The organism is Nonomuraea sp. NPDC002799 (assembly GCF_053592075.1).
On record NZ_JBSFVA010000009.1, the window covers coordinates 14,418 to 30,807 of the forward strand.

14 protein-coding genes and 1 tRNA gene are annotated in these 16,390 nt (G+C 70.8%); 11 read left to right on the forward strand and 4 right to left on the reverse strand.

What is annotated here, in order from left to right:
* Positions 1-69: 69 nt before the first annotated feature.
* From rplU to ACWD0F_RS18455, 7 genes are all read left to right on the forward strand, one after another.
* Positions 70-372, forward strand: a complete 303-nt coding sequence (gene rplU, locus ACWD0F_RS18425; RefSeq protein WP_449876861.1) for a 50S ribosomal protein L21 — start codon at positions 70-72, stop codon at positions 370-372.
* Between the two features lie 15 nt (positions 373-387).
* Positions 388-651, forward strand: a complete 264-nt coding sequence (rpmA, locus tag ACWD0F_RS18430) for a 50S ribosomal protein L27 (RefSeq protein WP_449876863.1) — start codon at positions 388-390, stop codon at positions 649-651.
* 138 nt (positions 652-789) lie between these two features.
* On the forward strand, positions 790-2,139 hold the full coding sequence (obgE, locus tag ACWD0F_RS18435) for a GTPase ObgE (RefSeq protein ID WP_449876865.1): 1,350 nt from the start codon (positions 790-792) through the stop codon (positions 2,137-2,139).
* 95 nt (positions 2,140-2,234) lie between these two features.
* On the forward strand, positions 2,235-3,350 hold the full coding sequence (gene proB / locus ACWD0F_RS18440; RefSeq protein WP_449876867.1) for a glutamate 5-kinase: 1,116 nt from the start codon (positions 2,235-2,237) through the stop codon (positions 3,348-3,350).
* Positions 3,351-3,375: 25 nt separating this feature from the next.
* Positions 3,376-4,650 carry a glutamate-5-semialdehyde dehydrogenase gene (locus ACWD0F_RS18445; protein WP_449876869.1) on the forward strand — a complete coding sequence of 425 codons (1,275 nt, stop codon included), beginning with the start codon at positions 3,376-3,378 and terminating at the stop codon, positions 4,648-4,650.
* A gap of 50 nt (positions 4,651-4,700) precedes the next feature.
* Positions 4,701-4,877, forward strand: coding sequence for a hypothetical protein (locus ACWD0F_RS18450; protein ID WP_449876871.1), 177 nt, complete (start codon positions 4,701-4,703; stop codon positions 4,875-4,877).
* Between the two features lie 82 nt (positions 4,878-4,959).
* Complete coding sequence (locus ACWD0F_RS18455) at positions 4,960-6,723, forward strand: protein kinase domain-containing protein (RefSeq protein ID WP_449876873.1); 1,764 nt, start codon at positions 4,960-4,962, stop codon at positions 6,721-6,723.
* A gap of 167 nt (positions 6,724-6,890) precedes the next feature.
* Here the strand turns inward: ACWD0F_RS18455 and ACWD0F_RS18460 are convergent, their stop codons facing one another.
* Positions 6,891-7,922, reverse strand: a complete 1,032-nt coding sequence (locus ACWD0F_RS18460; protein ID WP_449876875.1) for a M48 family metallopeptidase — start codon at positions 7,920-7,922, stop codon at positions 6,891-6,893.
* Positions 7,923-8,009: 87 nt separating this feature from the next.
* On the opposite strand from ACWD0F_RS18460, the gene nadD reads away from it, so the two are divergent.
* The 4 genes from nadD to ACWD0F_RS18480 all read left to right on the forward strand — a co-directional run bounded on the left by nadD (position 8,010) and on the right by ACWD0F_RS18480 (position 10,170).
* Positions 8,010-8,627 carry a nicotinate-nucleotide adenylyltransferase gene (gene nadD / locus ACWD0F_RS18465; RefSeq protein WP_449876877.1) on the forward strand — a complete coding sequence of 206 codons (618 nt, stop codon included), beginning with the start codon at positions 8,010-8,012 and terminating at the stop codon, positions 8,625-8,627.
* 91 nt (positions 8,628-8,718) lie between these two features.
* Complete coding sequence (rsfS, locus tag ACWD0F_RS18470; protein ID WP_449876879.1) at positions 8,719-9,114, forward strand: ribosome silencing factor; 396 nt, start codon at positions 8,719-8,721, stop codon at positions 9,112-9,114.
* Entirely contained in the window at positions 9,111-9,746 is a 636-nt protein-coding gene (locus tag ACWD0F_RS18475; RefSeq protein WP_449876880.1) for a histidine phosphatase family protein, read from the forward strand. The genes rsfS and ACWD0F_RS18475 overlap by 4 nt, the downstream gene beginning before the upstream one ends.
* A gap of 351 nt (positions 9,747-10,097) precedes the next feature.
* A tRNA-Ala gene (locus ACWD0F_RS18480) sits at positions 10,098-10,170 on the forward strand.
* A 74-nt stretch (positions 10,171-10,244) separates the two neighbouring features.
* Here ACWD0F_RS18480 and ACWD0F_RS18485 read toward each other — a convergent pair.
* From ACWD0F_RS18485 to ACWD0F_RS18495, 3 genes are all read right to left on the reverse strand, one after another.
* The gene (locus tag ACWD0F_RS18485; RefSeq protein WP_449876882.1) at positions 10,245-10,985 is read right to left on the reverse strand and encodes a DUF2071 domain-containing protein; all 741 of its coding nucleotides are present in this window, start codon (positions 10,983-10,985) and stop codon (positions 10,245-10,247) included.
* Positions 10,986-11,077: 92 nt separating this feature from the next.
* Positions 11,078-14,899, reverse strand: a complete 3,822-nt coding sequence (locus ACWD0F_RS18490; RefSeq protein ID WP_449876884.1) for a S8 family peptidase — start codon at positions 14,897-14,899, stop codon at positions 11,078-11,080.
* Positions 14,900-15,002: 103 nt separating this feature from the next.
* A complete protein-coding gene (locus tag ACWD0F_RS18495; RefSeq protein ID WP_449876886.1) occupies positions 15,003-16,310 on the reverse strand; it encodes an extracellular catalytic domain type 1 short-chain-length polyhydroxyalkanoate depolymerase in 1,308 nt (435 codons plus the stop codon).
* Positions 16,311-16,390 lie beyond the last annotated feature (80 nt).

Consider the following 16,390-nt stretch of genomic DNA (forward strand, 5'->3'; position numbering starts at 1 on the left):
TCGGCGGTTATCTCCCCGTGAGGTGACTGATGTTCGAAAACAACAGTGAGTCAGTAGAAGGGTTCCGCGGTGTACGCGATCGTTCGTTGCGGCGGCAGGCAGCAGAAGGTCTCCGTCGGTGACGTCCTCGAGGTGGACAAGGTCGCCGGCGAGGTCGGCTCTTCGGTTTCGCTGCCGACGGTGCTCGTCGTCAACGAAGGCGACGTGACCACCGAGGCGGGCAAGTTCTTGGTGAGCGCCGAGATTCTGGGCGAGACCAAGGGCCCGAAAATCCGCATTCTCAAGTACAAGAACAAGACCGGTTACAAGAAGCGCCAGGGTCACCGCCAGCGGTACACCCAGGTCAAGATCACCGGTATCGACCAGGCCTGATCGGGGAGTAGAGAGATGGCACACAAGAAGGGCGCGTCGTCCACCCGGAACGGCCGCGACTCCAATGCTCAGCGCCTGGGCGTCAAGCGCTTCGGCGGCCAGCTTGTCAACGCGGGCGAGATCATCGTTCGTCAGCGTGGCACGCACTTCCACCCTGGCGACAACGTGGGCCGCGGCGGCGATGACACGCTGTTCGCGCTGTCCGCCGGTCACGTGCAGTTCGGCGTCAAGCGCGGCCGCAAGGCCGTGAGCATCGTTCCGGTCGCGGCTGCGGAGTAGCACTCCCAGCTTTGCCGTTTGTTGCCAAGGGGTGGATCGAGTGACTCGATCCACCCCTTGGCTTTTCTTGGGTCTGCCTGATGCTGCTTCGGGGGCGGGTAGGCCCTTATTTGTGGTAATGAGATGGAGGAGTGCGGGATGCCGGACTTTGTGGACCAGGTAGTTCTTCACATCACGGCTGGTAACGGGGGGAACGGATGCGCCTCCATCCACCGGGAGAAGTTCAAGCCGCTCGGCGGCCCCGACGGCGGCAACGGGGGGCGCGGCGGTGACGTCGTGCTTGAGGTCGACGCCAACACCTCGACCCTGCTCGACTACCACCACCGGCCGCATCGCAACGCCGAGAACGGCAAGCAGGGCCAGGGGTCCAACCGGGACGGCGCCAACGGGGGCGACGTGATCCTGCCCGTGCCGAACGGCACCGTGGTCAAGGACGCGGCCACGGGTGAGGTGCTGATCGACCTCGTGGGAGCCGGCACCCGCTACGTCATCGCCCAGGGCGGCCACGGCGGGCTGGGGAACGCGGCCCTGGCCTCGACCAAGCGCAAGGCGCCCGGGTTCGCGCTGCTGGGAGAGCCCGGGGACGGGCTGGACGTCATGCTGGAGATGAAGAGCGTCGCCGACGTGGCGCTCGTCGGGTTCCCCAGCGCCGGGAAGTCCTCGCTGATCGCCGCTCTGAGCGCGGCCAGGCCGAAGATCGCGGACTATCCGTTCACGACCCTGATCCCCAACCTGGGTGTGGTGACGGCGGGGGACAACATCTTCACCGTCGCCGACGTGCCCGGGCTGATCCCGGGGGCGTCGCAGGGCAAGGGGCTCGGGCACGAGTTCCTGCGGCACGTGGAGCGGTGCGACATGCTCGTCCACGTCATCGACTGCGCCACCATGGAGCCGGGGCGGGACCCGATCACGGACTACGAGGTGATCGAGGCGGAGCTGCGGGCGTACGGGAAGCTGGAGGACCGGCCGCGGATGGTCGTGCTGAACAAGGCCGACGTGCCCGACGCGCGGGAGCTGGCCGAGCTGGTCAAGGCCGACTTCGAGGAGCGGGGGCTGCAGGTGTTCACGATCTCCGCGGCCACGCATGACGGGTTGCGGGAGCTCACGTACGCGATGGGCGAGTGGGTCGCGGCGGCCCGCGCCCGCAAGCCGGTCGAGGAGCCCACGCGGCTGGTCATCAGGCCGAAGCAGCTCGGGGACGCCGGGTTCAAGGTGCGGCGGGTCAACGACACCATGTTCCAGATCACCGGTGAGAAGCCCGAGCGGTGGATCCGGCAGACGGACTTCAGCAACGACGAGGCCGTGGGCTACCTCGCCGACCGGCTGGAGCGGCTCGGGGTGGAGGAGGAGCTGGCCAAGGCCGGCGCCACCGCCGGGGCCGAGATCGTGATCGGGCCGATGGAGGGTGGCTACATCTTCGACTGGCAGCCCACGCTCCGCGCCGAGTCCATCCGGCAGGGGCCTCGGGGGTCTGACAACCGGTTCTAGCAGCCAGGTGCGGAGGGCGGCCCCGCGGTCCGGGGCGGTCGCGGGGGCCGGCCGCGCGCTGATTGCGGGGTCCGGCCTCAGATAGGCTGCCTGTCGTGCGGGAACAGATCAGCTCAGCGTCGAGGGTCGTCGTCAAGGTCGGCTCCTCCTCGCTCACGACCCCCCAGGGCATGATCGACGTCGACCGGGTGGACGCCCTCGTGGACGTGCTGGCGGCGCGCCGGCGCGCCGGGACGCAGCTGGTCCTGGTCTCCTCGGGCGCCATCGCCGCCGGGCTCGGCCCGCTGGGCCTGAGCACGCGACCGCGCGACCTGGCCACCCAGCAGGCCGCGGCCTCCGTCGGGCAGGGCGTGCTCGTCGCCCGCTACACCTCCTCCTTCGCCCGCTACGGCCTGCGCGTCGGCCAGGTGCTGCTGACCGCCGACGACATGATGCGGCGCGCGCACCACGCCAACGCGCAGCGCACGCTGGCGAGGCTGCTGGAGCTCGGCATCGTCCCCATCGTCAACGAGAACGACACCGTGGCCACCGACGAGATCCGCTTCGGCGACAACGACCGCCTGGCGGCGCTGGTCTCCCACCTCATCCGCGCCGACGCCCTGGTGCTGCTCTCGGACGTGGACGCGCTCTATGACGGCCCGCCGAGCCGCAGCGGCTCGCGGCGGCTGGCGGAGATCCGCGGCCCCGAGGACCTGGCCGGGGTCGAGCTGGGCAAGAACGGCGCGGCGGTCGGCACCGGCGGCATGGTGACCAAGGTGCAGGCGGCCCGGATCGCCACCGGAGCCGGAGTGCCCGTGGTCCTCACCGCCGCCGCCCACGCGGCCCAGGCGCTCAGCGGCTCCGACGTCGGCACCTATTTCCACCCAGGCGGGCGCCATCCCGGCACCCGCCTGCTGTGGCTGGCCCATGCCGCCACCGGCCGGGGCCGGCTCCACCTCGACCAGGGGGCGGTCGAGGCCATCGTGACCCGGCGCATGTCCCTGCTGCCGGCGGGGGTGACGTCGGTGGAGGGGGAGTTCGCGGCGGGCGATCCCGTGGACCTGTGCGGGCCTCAGGGGCTCGTGGTGGGCCGCGGGCTGGTCAACTTCGACGCCGTCGAGATCCCCGAGCTGCTCGGCCGCTCCACCAGAGAGCTGGCCAGCGCCCTCGGTCCGGAATATGAACGTGAGCTGATCCACCGTGACGACATCGTCATACTGGAAGCCAACTAAGTGACAGCCCTGCGAGGAGCGCGCGATGTCCGATGACTTCCTGAAGGTGGCCCAAGCGGCACGAGAGGCCGCCGCCGAGCTGGCCCCGTTGCCGCGGGCGCCCAAGGACGCCGCGCTGCGTGCCATCGCCGAGGCGCTGGTCGCGCACGCGGCCGAGATCGTCGAGGCCAACGCCGCGGACGTCGAGCGGGCCAGGTCGCAGGGCACGGCCGAGGCGATGATCGACCGGCTGCGGCTCGACGAGGCCAGGATCGCGGCCATCGCCGAGGCCGTGCGGCAGGTGGCCGACCTGCCCGACCCGGTCGGCGAGGTCGTCCGCGGCTCCACGCTGCCCAACGGGCTGGAGCTGCGCCAGCTCAGGGTGCCCCTGGGCGTGATCGGCATCATCTACGAGGGCCGCCCCAACGTCACCGTCGACGCCGCCGCGCTCTGCCTCAAGAGCGGCAACGCGGTGCTGCTGAGAGGGTCGTCGAGCGCCTATACCTCCAACACCGCCCTGGTGCGCGTCATGCAGGGCGCGCTGGCGGGCACCGAGGTGCCGGCGGGAGCCGTCCAGCTCGTGCCGGGGCAGAGCCGCGACTCGGTCAAGGAGCTCATGCGGGCCCGGGGGCTGGTCGACGTGCTGATCCCGCGCGGCGGAGCGTCGCTGATCAACTCCGTGGTCGAGGAGTCGACCGTGCCGGTGATCGAGACCGGCGTCGGCAACTGCCACGTCTACGTCGACGCCGAGGCCGACCTGGACCTGGCCGTGCAGATCCTGGTCAACGCCAAGGCACAGCGGCCGTCGGTGTGCAACGCGGCGGAGACGTTCCTGGTGCACGCCGACGTCGCGGACGCGTTCGTGCCGCAGGCCCTGCGGGCGCTGGGTGCGGCGGGCGTGACCGTGCACGGCGACGAGCGGATCGCCGCGCACGGGTCCGGCGTCGTGCCCGTCACCGAGGACGACTTCTACGCCGAATACCTCTCACTCGACATCGCCGCCGCCGTCGTCGGCTCGCTGGAGGAGGCGGTGGCGCACATCAGGCGTTACGGCTCCGGCCACACCGACGCCATCGTCACCAGGTCGCAGCGGGCCGCGCGCCGGTTCGTCGCGCTGGTCGACTCGGCGGCCGTGGCGGTCAACGCCTCGACCAGGTTCACCGACGGGGCCGAGTTCGGGTTCGGGGCGGAGATCGGCATCTCCACGCAGAAGCTGCACGCGCGCGGGCCGATGGGCCTGCCCGAGCTGACGTCGACCAAGTGGGTCTATACCGGTGAGGGGCATTTGCGCACGTCAGAGGGCACGGTGGTGGCCGGTTAGTCGGCGTGTCGGCCTGACCTGCACCGGGCGGCCTGGGTTGACTGGGAACCATGGAAATCGTGGTCGCCCTTGTCTTCTCGGCCGTGGTGCTGCTCGGCGCCGACCGGCTGCTGCTCTGGCTGGAGAGCCGGGGTCACGTCAACTGGCGCAGGAAGAGCCGCCGGCCGCTGTCGGAGGAGCCCACGGCCGGGCTCGACAGCATGCTGTCCGACCACACTCGTCGTTAAACCCTCGGCGTGCCTCAAGCGGTGACTCAGGTTACGGCGCTAGGGTTGTGCCCCTTATGGGCGCGCCGGGCGGGGAGGGACGGTGAGCAAGCTCGGCAAGGTCGGGCCGTACACCTTGGTCGAGCGGCTTGGCCGGGGCGGGATGGGCGAGGTCTACCTCGCCAGCATCCGCCGCGGTGAGCACGTCGCACTCAAAGTCCTGCACGACCTGGCCGAGGACGAGACCTCACGCATCCGGCTGGAGCGCGAGGTCCGAGCGCTGCGCCGGGTCGAGAGCCCGTACGTCGCCAAGGTGCTCGACGCCGACCTGAGCTGCGCGCGGCCCTATCTGGTCATGGAGCACATCGAGGGCGTCACGCTGCTCGACGGCGTCCGCCAGAACGGCCCGCTCGACGTGACCCAGCTCGTCGGCCTGGCCCAGGGCATCGCCGCCGCGCTGGCCATCATCCACGCGGCCGGGGTCGTGCATCGCGATCTCAAGCCCGGCAACATCATCATGGGCGCCGAAGGGCCCGTGCTCATCGACTTCGGCATCGCGCAGGTGCTCGACGCGACCCGGCTCACGATGACCGGCACGTTCCTCGGCACGCCCGGCTACACCGCGCCGGAGATCTTCGCCGACGAGCACGTCGACTCGCCCGCGGACGTGCACGCGTGGGCGGCCACGGTGGCGTTCGCGGCGACCGGGCGGCCGACGTTCGGGCGCGGGACGGCCGAGGCGCAGATGTACGCGGTGCTGAACGGGCAGGCCGATCTCAAGGGCGTCCCGGTGGCGCTGCTGCCGCTGGTGCGCGCGGCGCTCAACCGGGAGCCCGGCAAGCGGCCCACCGCGGCGCTGCTGGCGGATCGGCTGTCGCGGTTGGTCAAGGCCACGAGCGGGCCCGATCCGGAGGCCACACCGGCCGGTGGGCGGGCCGCCGACGCGGCCGACGAGGCGGGCAAGGGCACGGCGGCCCGCGGCCGTACCACCGAGGAGGCGGCCCGCAGCGAGGCCAAGCCTTCGCGGAGCAGGCCGAACAGCGCGGAGGGGAAGGTGCCGCCGCCCCGGTCGCGGGCCGGCGCGGAGGCCGCCCGCGCCAGGACGGCCGCGGAGAGCAAGGTGCCCGCGCCGCGCGGCCGGACGGGCGGTGACGGCAAGGCCGCGCTGCCGCGTGGCCGTACGACCGCTGACGGGAAGACCGGCGCGGCGCGCGCGAGGACGGGCGCCGACGGCAAGGCCGCGACGACGCGGGGCAAGGCGACGGCGCCGCGCCAGCGTACGGCGGCGGCCGTCAGGAGCCGGACGGACGTCAGGCGGAAGGCCGCGCTCAAGGCGGAGTCGGCCACCACGCTGCCCGCCGGCAACGGCGCCCTGCTGCTGCTCGCGGTGCTGGCGGTGCCGTGCGTGGTGACCTCGGTGATCTGGCCGATCGCCTCGATCGTGATCACGACGGTGCTCGTGGTGCTGACCAGGACGCTCTGGATGAGCCACTGGCTGGTCAGGAAGCGCAGCGCACGGCGCACGCGGATGACGCTACGCGTGCTGCTCTTCCCGCTCGCGCTCGCCGGGGCGGCGGCGACCGCCGTGGTGTGGCCGGGGCTGCCCGTCGCGGTGGCGTCGGGTGGCGCCCTGTGGGTGACGGGCGGCGGTCAGATCGCCTCCGACTGGTGGCAGCAGCCCGCGCCCGTGACGGTGGCGGGCGTGGTGTTCGGGATGTTGTGCGGTGGCATCACCGGGCGGGAGATCGAGCGGATCGGCCACCGGTTGCCGGATCTGCGGAGGGAGGGGCTGCGCGCACTGGCCGTGCTGGGCGGGTTCGTCGCCCTGTGCGCGGCCGCCGTGCGCGCCATCGCCCTCCTGCTCTGACCCGCCGCACGTCTGCTGACAGTCGTCGTCCGAAGACGGTCGCCTCGGATGACGGTCGTCTGGGCTGACGGTCTTCCCGGTTGACGGTTGTCTCGGGTGACGGTCGTCTTTGACGGCGGTTGCGGCGGAGCGTCGCGGCTGATCAAGCGGATCGGCCGCGATCCGGGCTAGCCCTGGCCGCCGTCGCGACGGGAGAAGCGGTTGAAGATGCGCTCGCCGGCGTTGACAGCGCCCTCGGCCACGTCGCGCAGCACACCGATGAACGGGTCCTGCGACTGCGACCAGGACGCGCGGTAGGACTCCGCCGCCGCCTTGATCTCGTCGGTCACCCGCGCGTTGGGGTCGTCCTCCCTGCGGGGGTAGTCTCCGCCCAGGATGCGCTCGTAGTCGCCGCTGCGCTGCCACTTGTCCAGCTCGGCCACGCGCACGACCGCGAACGGGTGGGTGGTGCCGAGCAGGTTGAGCACCTTGAGGAAGCCGTCGCGAAGATCGCCCGCGGTGTCGTACTCCTGGTACTGCTCCAGGAACGCCTCGATGTTCATCTCGTGGGTGTAGGCGCCACCGGCGAGCTTCATCAGCGCGCGCTTGGCCGACTCGGGGTTCTGCCCGGTGAGCAGGCCGCCGCGGTCGGAGGAGAGCTCGGACTTGCGGTACCACTCCTCCAGGCCCGCGACGATCGCCCGCAGGCCGATGTAGCCGAGCGGGATCCACGCGACGCGGGCGGCGAGGGTGGTGAGGATGTCGAGCATCGTCCGGTAGACCGCGTGCCCCGACAGGATGTGGGAGGTCTCGTGGCCGATGACGAAGCGCTGCTCCTCATCGTCCATGAGGTTGAGCAGGCCGGTGGTCACGACGATGAACGGGTCGTCGAAGCCGATGGCCTTGGCCTGGACCCGCGGGTCCTGCTGGACGTAGATCTCGGGGATCCGGTGCAGGTCGAGGGTGTAGGCGGCGTCGCGGCCCATGTCGTAGAGGGAGCGGAACTGGGTCTCGCCCACGCGCACGGCCGACGCCAGGTACATCAGGCGTAGCCGGCGCTCGCTGACGAGGCCTGACATCTGCTTGAGAACGGTGTCGAACCCACTCAACTTACGCAGAGCGACCAGGGCTGACCGGTCTGCGGGGTGTTCGTAGGCTCGGGACGAGATGCCGGGCAGTTGGACGCGGTTGCGGTCCGGGGTGGTCGTCATGCCCGGCATGCTACGTCCGCGAAGGAGGCGATGCGCGGTCATCACTCAGGGGGGTGCCATCATGTTGTGGTACGTCGTCCGCGTAAGGTCCGTTTCATGATGAACGTGCCTGGCGTGCAGGGGATGCGGCGAGTGGGGGTGATGGGTGGGACGTTCGATCCCATTCACCACGGGCACCTTGTCGCGGCCAGCGAGGTGGCCCACCATTTCGATCTTGACGAGGTCGTCTTCGTGCCGACGGGACGGCCGTACCAGAAGGCTGAGCGCGAGGTTTCGGCGGCTGAGGACCGCTATTTGATGACGGTCATCGCGACCGCGTCGAACCCCCGCTTCTCCGTCAGCAGGGTGGACGTAGATCGTCCCGGCCCGACGTTCACCATCGATACTTTGCGCGATATAGCGGAAATTTACGGTCCGCAGGTTGAGTTGTTCTTCATCACGGGGGCCGACGCCCTCGACGCCATTCTCGGCTGGCAGGACGCCGACGAGCTGTTCGAGCGGGCCCACTTCGTCGGATGCACGCGTCCCGGGCACACCTTGCGCAACCCCGGACTGCCTGAGGGCAGGGTGACATTGCTGGAGATTCCCGCCTTGGCCATTTCGTCGTCGGAGTGCCGTCAGCGGGTGGAGAAAGGGGAGCCGATCTGGTATTTGGTGCCCGACGGAATCGTGCAGTACATCAACAAACGTGGCCTGTATCAGGCCGAGAGGTGAAGGTCTCCCTGCCATAGGTGAGGGGTTTCGGCCTGAAAGGGTACCCTCAACGTATAGGCATGCTGCCGACACAGGAGGACAGACCCGCATCGTGACCGCATCTGACAGAGCCGTCCAGCTCGTGCGCATCGCCGCGGAGGCCGCGGCAGACAAGCTGGCCGATGACATCCTCGCCTACGACGTGAGTGAGCAACTCGTCATCACCGACGCCTTCCTGCTCTGCTCCGCCACCAACGACCGCCAGGTACGCGCCATCGTCGACGAGATCGAGGACCGGCTGCGCATCGAGGCCGACGCCAAGCCCGCGCGCCGCGAGGGCGAGCGTGAGGGCCGCTGGGTGCTGCTCGACTACCTCGACATCGTCGTGCACGTGCAGCACGAGGAAGACCGCACGTTCTACGCGCTTGAGCGCCTGTGGAAGGACTGCCCGGCCATCGCGCTGCCGGAGAGCGTCATGCAGGCCAACCTGCAGCGGGCACGCACTTGAGCAGACGGATCGTATGTCTGCGTCATGGGCAGACCTTGTGGAACGTTGAGAAGCGCTTCCAGGGACATTCCGACATTCCCCTCGACGAGACCGGCGTGGCGCAGGCCGCCAGGGCGGCGTCGCTGCTGGCCTCGCTGCGGCCGACTCTGATCGTCTCCTCCGATCTTCAGCGGGCCAACGACACCGCCCTCGCACTCGGGCGTGTCGCCGGGCTCGACGTCGCCGTGGACAAGGACTTCCGCGAACGCGGCGGCGGCCAATGGGAGGGGCTGACGCGCGACCAGATCGCCGCGCGCTGGCCCGAGGAGTACATCGCCTGGGACGCGCCCGACGGGGAGCCCGTCGCCGAGGTGGCCGTCAGGGTGGCGGCCGCCATGCGCCGTTGGGCGGCCCGGCTCGACGACCGCGGCCTGCTGGTCGTGGCCTCGCACGGGGCCGCGCTCCGGCTCGGCATCTGCGAGCTGCTCGGACTGCCCGAGGAGTTGTGGTCGGCGATCGGCGGGCTGGGCAACTGCTCCTGGTCCATGCTGGAGGAAGGGCGTAAGGGCTGGCGGCTGCTCGAACACAACGCCGGCACCCTGCCCGAGCCCGTCAGCAGCGACGACAGGCCGGATGCCGAGGTTCAGGCGTAGCTCGTACGGCTCGGGGGCCGTCCGAGGCTCAGGCACGGCTCCTGAGCCGCTGACGCCGGGCTGTCGCTGACGCCTGGCCGGCTGCGACGTCCAAAGATCGCCGGCGCCGGAAGATCGCCGGCACTCGAAGATCGCCGGCGTCGGCAAGCCGCTGACGTCGGAAGGTCGTGCCGATGGACATGCGGTCATCGCGCTGTGCGGTCATGCTTCCCGGGGAGTTGCATGCCGGGCGGGCCGCGCAGCGGGGCTGAATTTCGGGGCGTGTGGGGCTTGTGGCGCGATTAGGCGAATGGGCGCGGATGGTTATATGCTCTCGGAGCGCCGCAACGGGTGGACTCGGAGCGGTGACCAGGGGCTATGGCGCAGTTGGTAGCGCGCCTCCATGGCATGGAGGAGGTCTGGGGTTCGAATCCCCATAGCTCCACCCTGATTGGTGCTCGGCGGGTCTTGGCCTGCTTTGAGCAGAGCGCCCCGGCTTTCCCTGTGGCTGAACGGTCTTCATGGGGTGAAGCGCCGGGGCGGGGTGTGAATGTCGAAGGCGAGCCGCGGCTGAGCCAGGATCGAGTGCGGCCGGCTGTCGGGAGTGATCAGCCCGAGGCGTTCGAAGACGGGGAAGCGGGCGGAAGCGGCGCTCAGGTGGCGGGGACGCATCACCGGGTGCCAGATGCTGTAGACGCCTGCCGTTCCGTCCCGGCGGCGATACCAGCCCTGCGTGGGGTGGGTGAGATGCTCCAGCCAGTCGGACTCGTCCGTGAAGCCGTCCAGGGCGGCGAGCGGCTGGGGGAGCTCGATGGCGGTGCAGTGGGCGTCGCCGGCTTCCAGACGCCAGTGGGCGGGGACGGTGTCCCAGGTCGCCTCGATGCTGATGTGAGCGCGGCTCCAGGGCATGCCCCAGAGGTGCTGGGGGATGGCCACGACGGGATGGTCGAGGCTGGTGCCGAAGAACCAGACGCCTGGTGTGCCGTTCGCGGTGACGTAGGCGCGGTAGTTGATCTGGCCGCAGGTGATGCCTATCTGCGGGAGGAAACGGAAGTGGAAGTCGCGGTCCCGGAAGGCGACGGCTGAGACGAGGGCGCCGGGGCCGTCGTCGAAGGTCATCTCCGTGGGGGAGAAGCCCCGGGGCAGGTGCCGGGCCAGTGCGTCGGGTGCCACCCGGTAGCTGATGATCGCGAAGTCCTCCAGGTCTGTCCGGGCGTGATACCAGCGTGGGCGCGGTCGGGGCGTGCCGGCGAAGGTCATGCCGGACAGGGTAGAGGTGGGGCTGCCGGTGGTGGACGACGGAAAGGGGACGGCCAGCGGGTGGAATTCACCCGTCGGCCGTCCCTCGTGGGTCATCTCAGCGCGTACGCGCGATCGATCGTCTGGGTGACCGAGCCGCCCGCCGTGTCCGACGTCGTGACCCGCAACGACACGAACCCGGACGTCTGCGCCAGCGCGGGATGCGTCAGCTCCACCCGGAAGCGGCCGTCGCCCCGCTTCTTCACCTTGGCCGCCTCCCGCCAGGTGACCCCGTCGTCGGTGGAGTACTCGACCTTGGCCCGGCCGACCTCAGGGGCGCGGCGCACGCCGGAGTGCGGGCGCGCACGCAGGTCGAAGGCGAAGGCCGTGCCGGACGCCGCCCGGTTCAGCAGGTCCAGGGGCAGGTCGTAGGTGATCTGGATGGCGGGCTGGAACGCGCAGGCCGTGCCGAAGGTGCAGGAGTAGCCGCGGGGAGCGCCCGGCGACGGCGGGGTGGAGGCGAAGCGCGAGCTCGTCGTCACCTTTCTCGACAGTGCGCGGTCGGTGGTGTCGACCTCCTCCAGCCGGTACGGGCCGGCCGCGGCGGGCACCGTGAAGGAGCGCGGGGCGCGGCCCTTCACCGGCAGCTCCTGGTCGCCCGCGAACAGCCGAGGAGCCGACGTGACAGGGCTGAGGTCGCTGTAGTGACGGGGATCGGAGTCCAGCCACTGCTCGGCGGGGACGAACCGGTCTCCGTCCCGGCAGAGGGCGCACGGCGGCGTGACCGGGTAGGACGCGGGCACGTCGGCGGCGCCCGGGACCAGGGGGGCCTTGAACCACTGCTCGGAAAGCCGCCGGTCGCGCGCGGTGAACCGGTCGTGGGAGTTCAGGATCAGGCTCTGGTTCGTGATCGTGCGCGACCAGAGGACGTCGTCGGAGACGGGGCCGAAGTACTCGGTGCGAGCGACGGGCATCCGCAGCGAGCCGCCGTACACCATGCGGCCGGGCTCCTCACCCGTGGTCGACTCGCCGTACTCCCAGCCGCTGGTGTCCGGCTGGTCGGCATGGTACGCGGTGTCGACGCGGACGACCCGCCCCATGTCCACCCTCTCCGGACGGGAGGGCACCCGGCCGCGCTCGTCGAAGCGGAGGTGGTAGGTGACGTCCGGCCCCGTGTACGGCTCCAGCCGCAACGACACCGGCCCCTTGTCCAGCTCGGCCCGCACCGCCCGCCCTTCGGCGGCGCCGAGGCCCAGTGCGTGGAACGACGAAGCCCAGCCCGGCACCCGGGCCCGTGCCCCGTCGGCGTCGAGATAGCCGAGAATGCCGGCCGCGCCACGCCGCAGGGCGTTCTGCGCCGCCTGGTCCATCTGCGCGCCGGCGGTGACGTACGGCGTGGCGCCGTCCTCGACCGGGATCCCGGCCAGGACGACCTTGCCGGCCACGTCCACGCCGTCGAAGTCCTCAGGGCGTCCCTGCCCGACCGGGACGACGGGATACGTCGTGGTGGTGGTCAGCTTGCGCAGGGCGTCCATGTCGTACGCGGGACGCAGCTTCACCTTGCCCGCCGTGGCGGAGGTCAGCACGGGCGGCTGCAGGTTCCACTGGTGGGACAGCCGCACCTTGCCGGTCTTGACCGACGGCACCGGCGTCACGAACAGGTCGTGCCCGCCGCCCACCATGCCCGCGTACAGCGAGACCGGCGAGCTGCGGTCGGTGAACGTGCGCACGTAGAACGCCTGCCCGCCCCCGTCCAGCGCCTTCGGGGTCTCCGGCCGGATCGGGACCGTCTTGCGGGCGTCCAGGGTGACCGTCTCGTCCCCGTCCAGGGAGACGTTCTGGATCACCCAGCTGTTGCGGTTGCTGATCCGGTTCTCACCGGCGACGCCGATCACCTCGTAGTCGCCCGCCGGCAGGTAGAACTCGCCGTTGCCCGAGTAGTCGGTGTGCAGGAAGTAGTAGCCGTACGGGTTGAACGGGTCCTCGGGGCTGTTGCCGCGCTTCAGCGGGATCGTGTAGACGATGGGCTCGGCCTGGTAACCGGGGAAGAACTCCTTGGTCCCGTACGAGTTGACCAGCGACACCCCGAGCCGGTGCGTGGCCGGGCCGGTGTAGTAGCTGAACGGGGTGACCAGCCGCACGTCGCCGTCGCCGCTCGCGGTCACCCAGCCGCCGTAGGCCCCCGTCCGGCCCGCCGCCGGATCGACCGCGAGGTCCACCGTCGTGGTGCCGTCCGGGGGGACGGTGACGCTCTCGGCGCCGAGGCTGATCGCCTTGTCCGGAGCGGGGTTGCCGCTCCAGCCGCGCGTGACGAGCGAGAGGGCCAGCGTCACCGGCTCCTTGCCGGTGTTGCGGTAGGTGACCTGCCTGGTGGCGGGCTTGCCGAGCAGGTGGAAGTCAACGACGGACGTGGCGAACACGGTCTGGGTGACCGCGCGCGCCACGTCCACCCGGCCGCTGCCCTGCTCGAACCAGTTGTGACCGTCGTTGCGCGCGGCCGTCGAGGTGAGCGCGTCGCGCAGCTCGCCGGCCTGCCAGGCGGGATGTTGCTGGGCGATGATCGCGGCGGCTCCGGCCACGTGCGGCGTGGCCATGGAGGTGCCGCTGAAGGAGGTGTACCTGTCGTCGCCGGGGATGCCGCCGAGGGAGGACTCGGCGGAGCGGGCGGCGACGATGTCCACGCCGGGGGCGACGATGTTCGGCTTGACCGCCGCGTCGTCCAGCCTGGGGCCCCTGCTGGAGAAGTCCGCGAGGGTCGTGCCCGTCGTCTTGTCCACCGCACCCACGGCGAGCGCCTCGTCGGCCGCGGCGGGCACGCCCACGGTGAGCGGGTCGGACTCGTTGCCCGCGGCCGTCACGAACAGCGTCCCGTGTTTCCTCGTGAGCTCGTTCAGCGCCTCACTCATCGGGTCGGTGCCGTTGCCGCAACAACTGCCGAGGCTCATGTTGACCACGTCGGCGCCCTGCGCCGCGGCCCACTCCATGCCGGCGATGGCCCACGACCAGTCGCCGTGGCCGCTGTCGTCGAGCACCTTGCCGACCAGCAGGGACGCGGCGGGCGCGACCCCCTTGTACCTGGCGCCGGCGCCCGCGATCGTCGAGGCGACGTGCGTGCCGTGTCCCTGCTTGTCGGCGATGCCGGAGGCGCCGGAGAAGTTCTCGGTGGCGAGGATGCGGCCGGCGAAGTCCGCGTGGTTGACGTCGATGCCGGTGTCGAGCACGGCGACCTTGACACCCTTGCCGTCGAAGCCGCGCTCCCAGCCGGTGGGCGCGCCGATCAGCGGCACGCTCTGGTCGAGCGAGACCTCGGTCTTGCGGTCCAGCCAGATCTTCCGGATCCCGCCGGCCGACCTGCCCAGGGTGCTGCCGTCGCCGCGCAGCCCGGCCCAGAACGTGTCCGCCTGGTCGGCTCGCACGGTCATCGCGGCGCCGTTGACGCTGTCGAGCGCGCGGACGTTCTCGCTGGCCGGGAGGGCGTCGGCCGAGCGCGTCAGCGCGGCCGGCGCCTGGTCGCCCGGGTAGGTGACGAGCAGCGGGATGGCCTCGGTGCGCTGGTCCCGCGCCAGCGTCTCGACGTCGAACAGCTCCTCGTCGAGCGTCCCGGCGGCGACCAGCGCGGCCGCGTCCGAGGGCAGGACCAGGTAGCCGCCGTCCTTGCCGGGCAGCGTGGCGAACGTGACGGCCGCGCCGTCCGCCCTGGGCGCCTGCCTGATGGCGACGGAGGGGACGCCGCCGCTCTGGGCCGGCGTGTACTCGACGACGTCGCCGGTGATGAGGGTGAGGGTGGCGGCGCCGGCCCGCTGGGTTTCAGCGGGTTCGGCGGCCACGGTCGCCGCCCGGTCGGGCGGCGTGGCGGCGCTGGGTGCGCCGCCGGCGGTGAGCACGAGCGCGAAGCCGGATAAGGCGGCCGCGAGCCGGGTGTGCAGAGGGGACAAGGTGGTGCCCTTTCGGTCATAACAGAAGCACTTTCGGGAGCGCTCCCAAAACCTAGGGCATTTTTCAGTCGATGATCATATCAATGGCGATCTTGCCTGGTCGTCAGGTGCAGGCGGCGCCGTTGAGGGCGAACGCCGTCGGCGCGGCCGTGTTCCCGGTGTGGGTGGCCTGGAAGCCGAACGAGACGGAGGCGCCCGCCGCGACGGTGCCGTTGTAGCCGGCGTTCCTGGCCGTGACCGCGCCGCTGGTGGGCGAGATCGTGGCGTTCCAGGGCGAGGTGACCGTCTGCCCCTGCGGGAGCGTGAAGGCCAGGGCCCAGGAGGAGAGCTGCGCCGAGCTGGTGTTGGTGATCGTGACGGCGGCGGTGAAGCCCGTGTTCCAGGGGTTCACCGTGTACGTGACGCGGCACGCGCCGGGTTGCGGCGTCGGTGTGGGGGTCGGTGTGGGCGTGGGTGTGGGTGTGGGGGTGGGCGTCTGGGTCGGGCCGCCCGCGTCCAGGCCGAGGAAGGCGATCGTGGCGGCGGCCATCCCGCTCATGGGCAGGTTGTGCCCGACGCCCTGAAGGCTGATCGCCTCGACGGGCGCGGTGGTGCCGGTGCTGCCGTACCTGGTCCTGGTCCAGCCCGACTGGGGCGTGTCGGTGCGGCTCGGCGTCTGGCTCAGGCCGTGGACGTTGGTCCACTGCTTGATCTCCTCCTGGAAGTTCGGGTAACGCAGCGTGGCGTCCTCGGTGCCGTGCCACACCTGCATGCGCGGGCGGGGGCCGCTGTAGCCGGGGTACGCGGCGCGTACGAGGTCGCCCCACTGCTGCGGGGTCTTCGTGACCTGGCCGTTGGCGCAGGCGCTGTTCCAGCTCGACCCGTCCGTGGTGGCGAAGCAGCCGAACGGCACGCCCATGTACGCCGCGCCCGCCTTGAACACGTCGGGATAGCCGCCCAGCAGGACGTTCGTCATCATGGCGCCCGACGAAGCCCCGGCCGCGTACGTGCGCTCCGGGTCGGCGCCGTAGCGCTGCTGGACGTACCTGACCATGGAGACGATGCCCACCGGGTCGCTGCCGCCGTCGTGCCGCAGCGCCTGCGGTGAGGAGACGTCGAAGCAGGCGCCGCTCCTGGTCGCCGACGGATAGATCACGATGAACTTGTACCGGTCGGCCAGCGAGGCGAACTCGGTGCCGGAGTGGAAGGCCGGGCCCGATCCCGTGCAGTAGTGCACGGCCACCAGGAGCGGCGGGCGGGTCCCGACGCCGTCCGGGACGTACAGGTGCATGCGCAGGCCGGTGGGGTTCGTGCCGAAACCGGTCACCTCGGTGAGCTGTGCCGACGCGGCCGGGGGCGCCGCGATCAGCGCCGCCACGATGAGCGTCACGGCGGCGATCAGGCCACCTGCGATCCGAGCTCTCACGTTCATCGTCATCCTCTCGTTCGCCTGAAACATTGCGATTTTGAAGTGAAACTTTCAGTGGCGCAATATGCCTGGTGAGTAGGCGC

Coding starts and splice junctions, on each gene's coding strand:
- ACWD0F_RS18445 (WP_449876869.1), top strand. CDS start 3,376: ATGTCCGATGACTTCCTGAAGGTGGCCCAAGCGGCACGAGAGGCCGCC.
- obgE (WP_449876865.1), top strand. CDS start 790: ATGCCGGACTTTGTGGACCAGGTAGTTCTTCACATCACGGCTGGTAAC.
- ACWD0F_RS18485 (WP_449876882.1), bottom strand. CDS start 10,985: ATGACCTTCGCCGGCACGCCCCGACCGCGCCCACGCTGGTATCACGCC.
- nadD (WP_449876877.1), top strand. CDS start 8,010: ATGATGAACGTGCCTGGCGTGCAGGGGATGCGGCGAGTGGGGGTGATG.
- ACWD0F_RS18460 (WP_449876875.1), bottom strand. CDS start 7,922: ATGCCGGGCATGACGACCACCCCGGACCGCAACCGCGTCCAACTGCCC.
- ACWD0F_RS18495 (WP_449876886.1), bottom strand. CDS start 16,310: ATGAACGTGAGAGCTCGGATCGCAGGTGGCCTGATCGCCGCCGTGACG.
- ACWD0F_RS18450 (WP_449876871.1), top strand. CDS start 4,701: ATGGAAATCGTGGTCGCCCTTGTCTTCTCGGCCGTGGTGCTGCTCGGC.
- rpmA (WP_449876863.1), top strand. CDS start 388: ATGGCACACAAGAAGGGCGCGTCGTCCACCCGGAACGGCCGCGACTCC.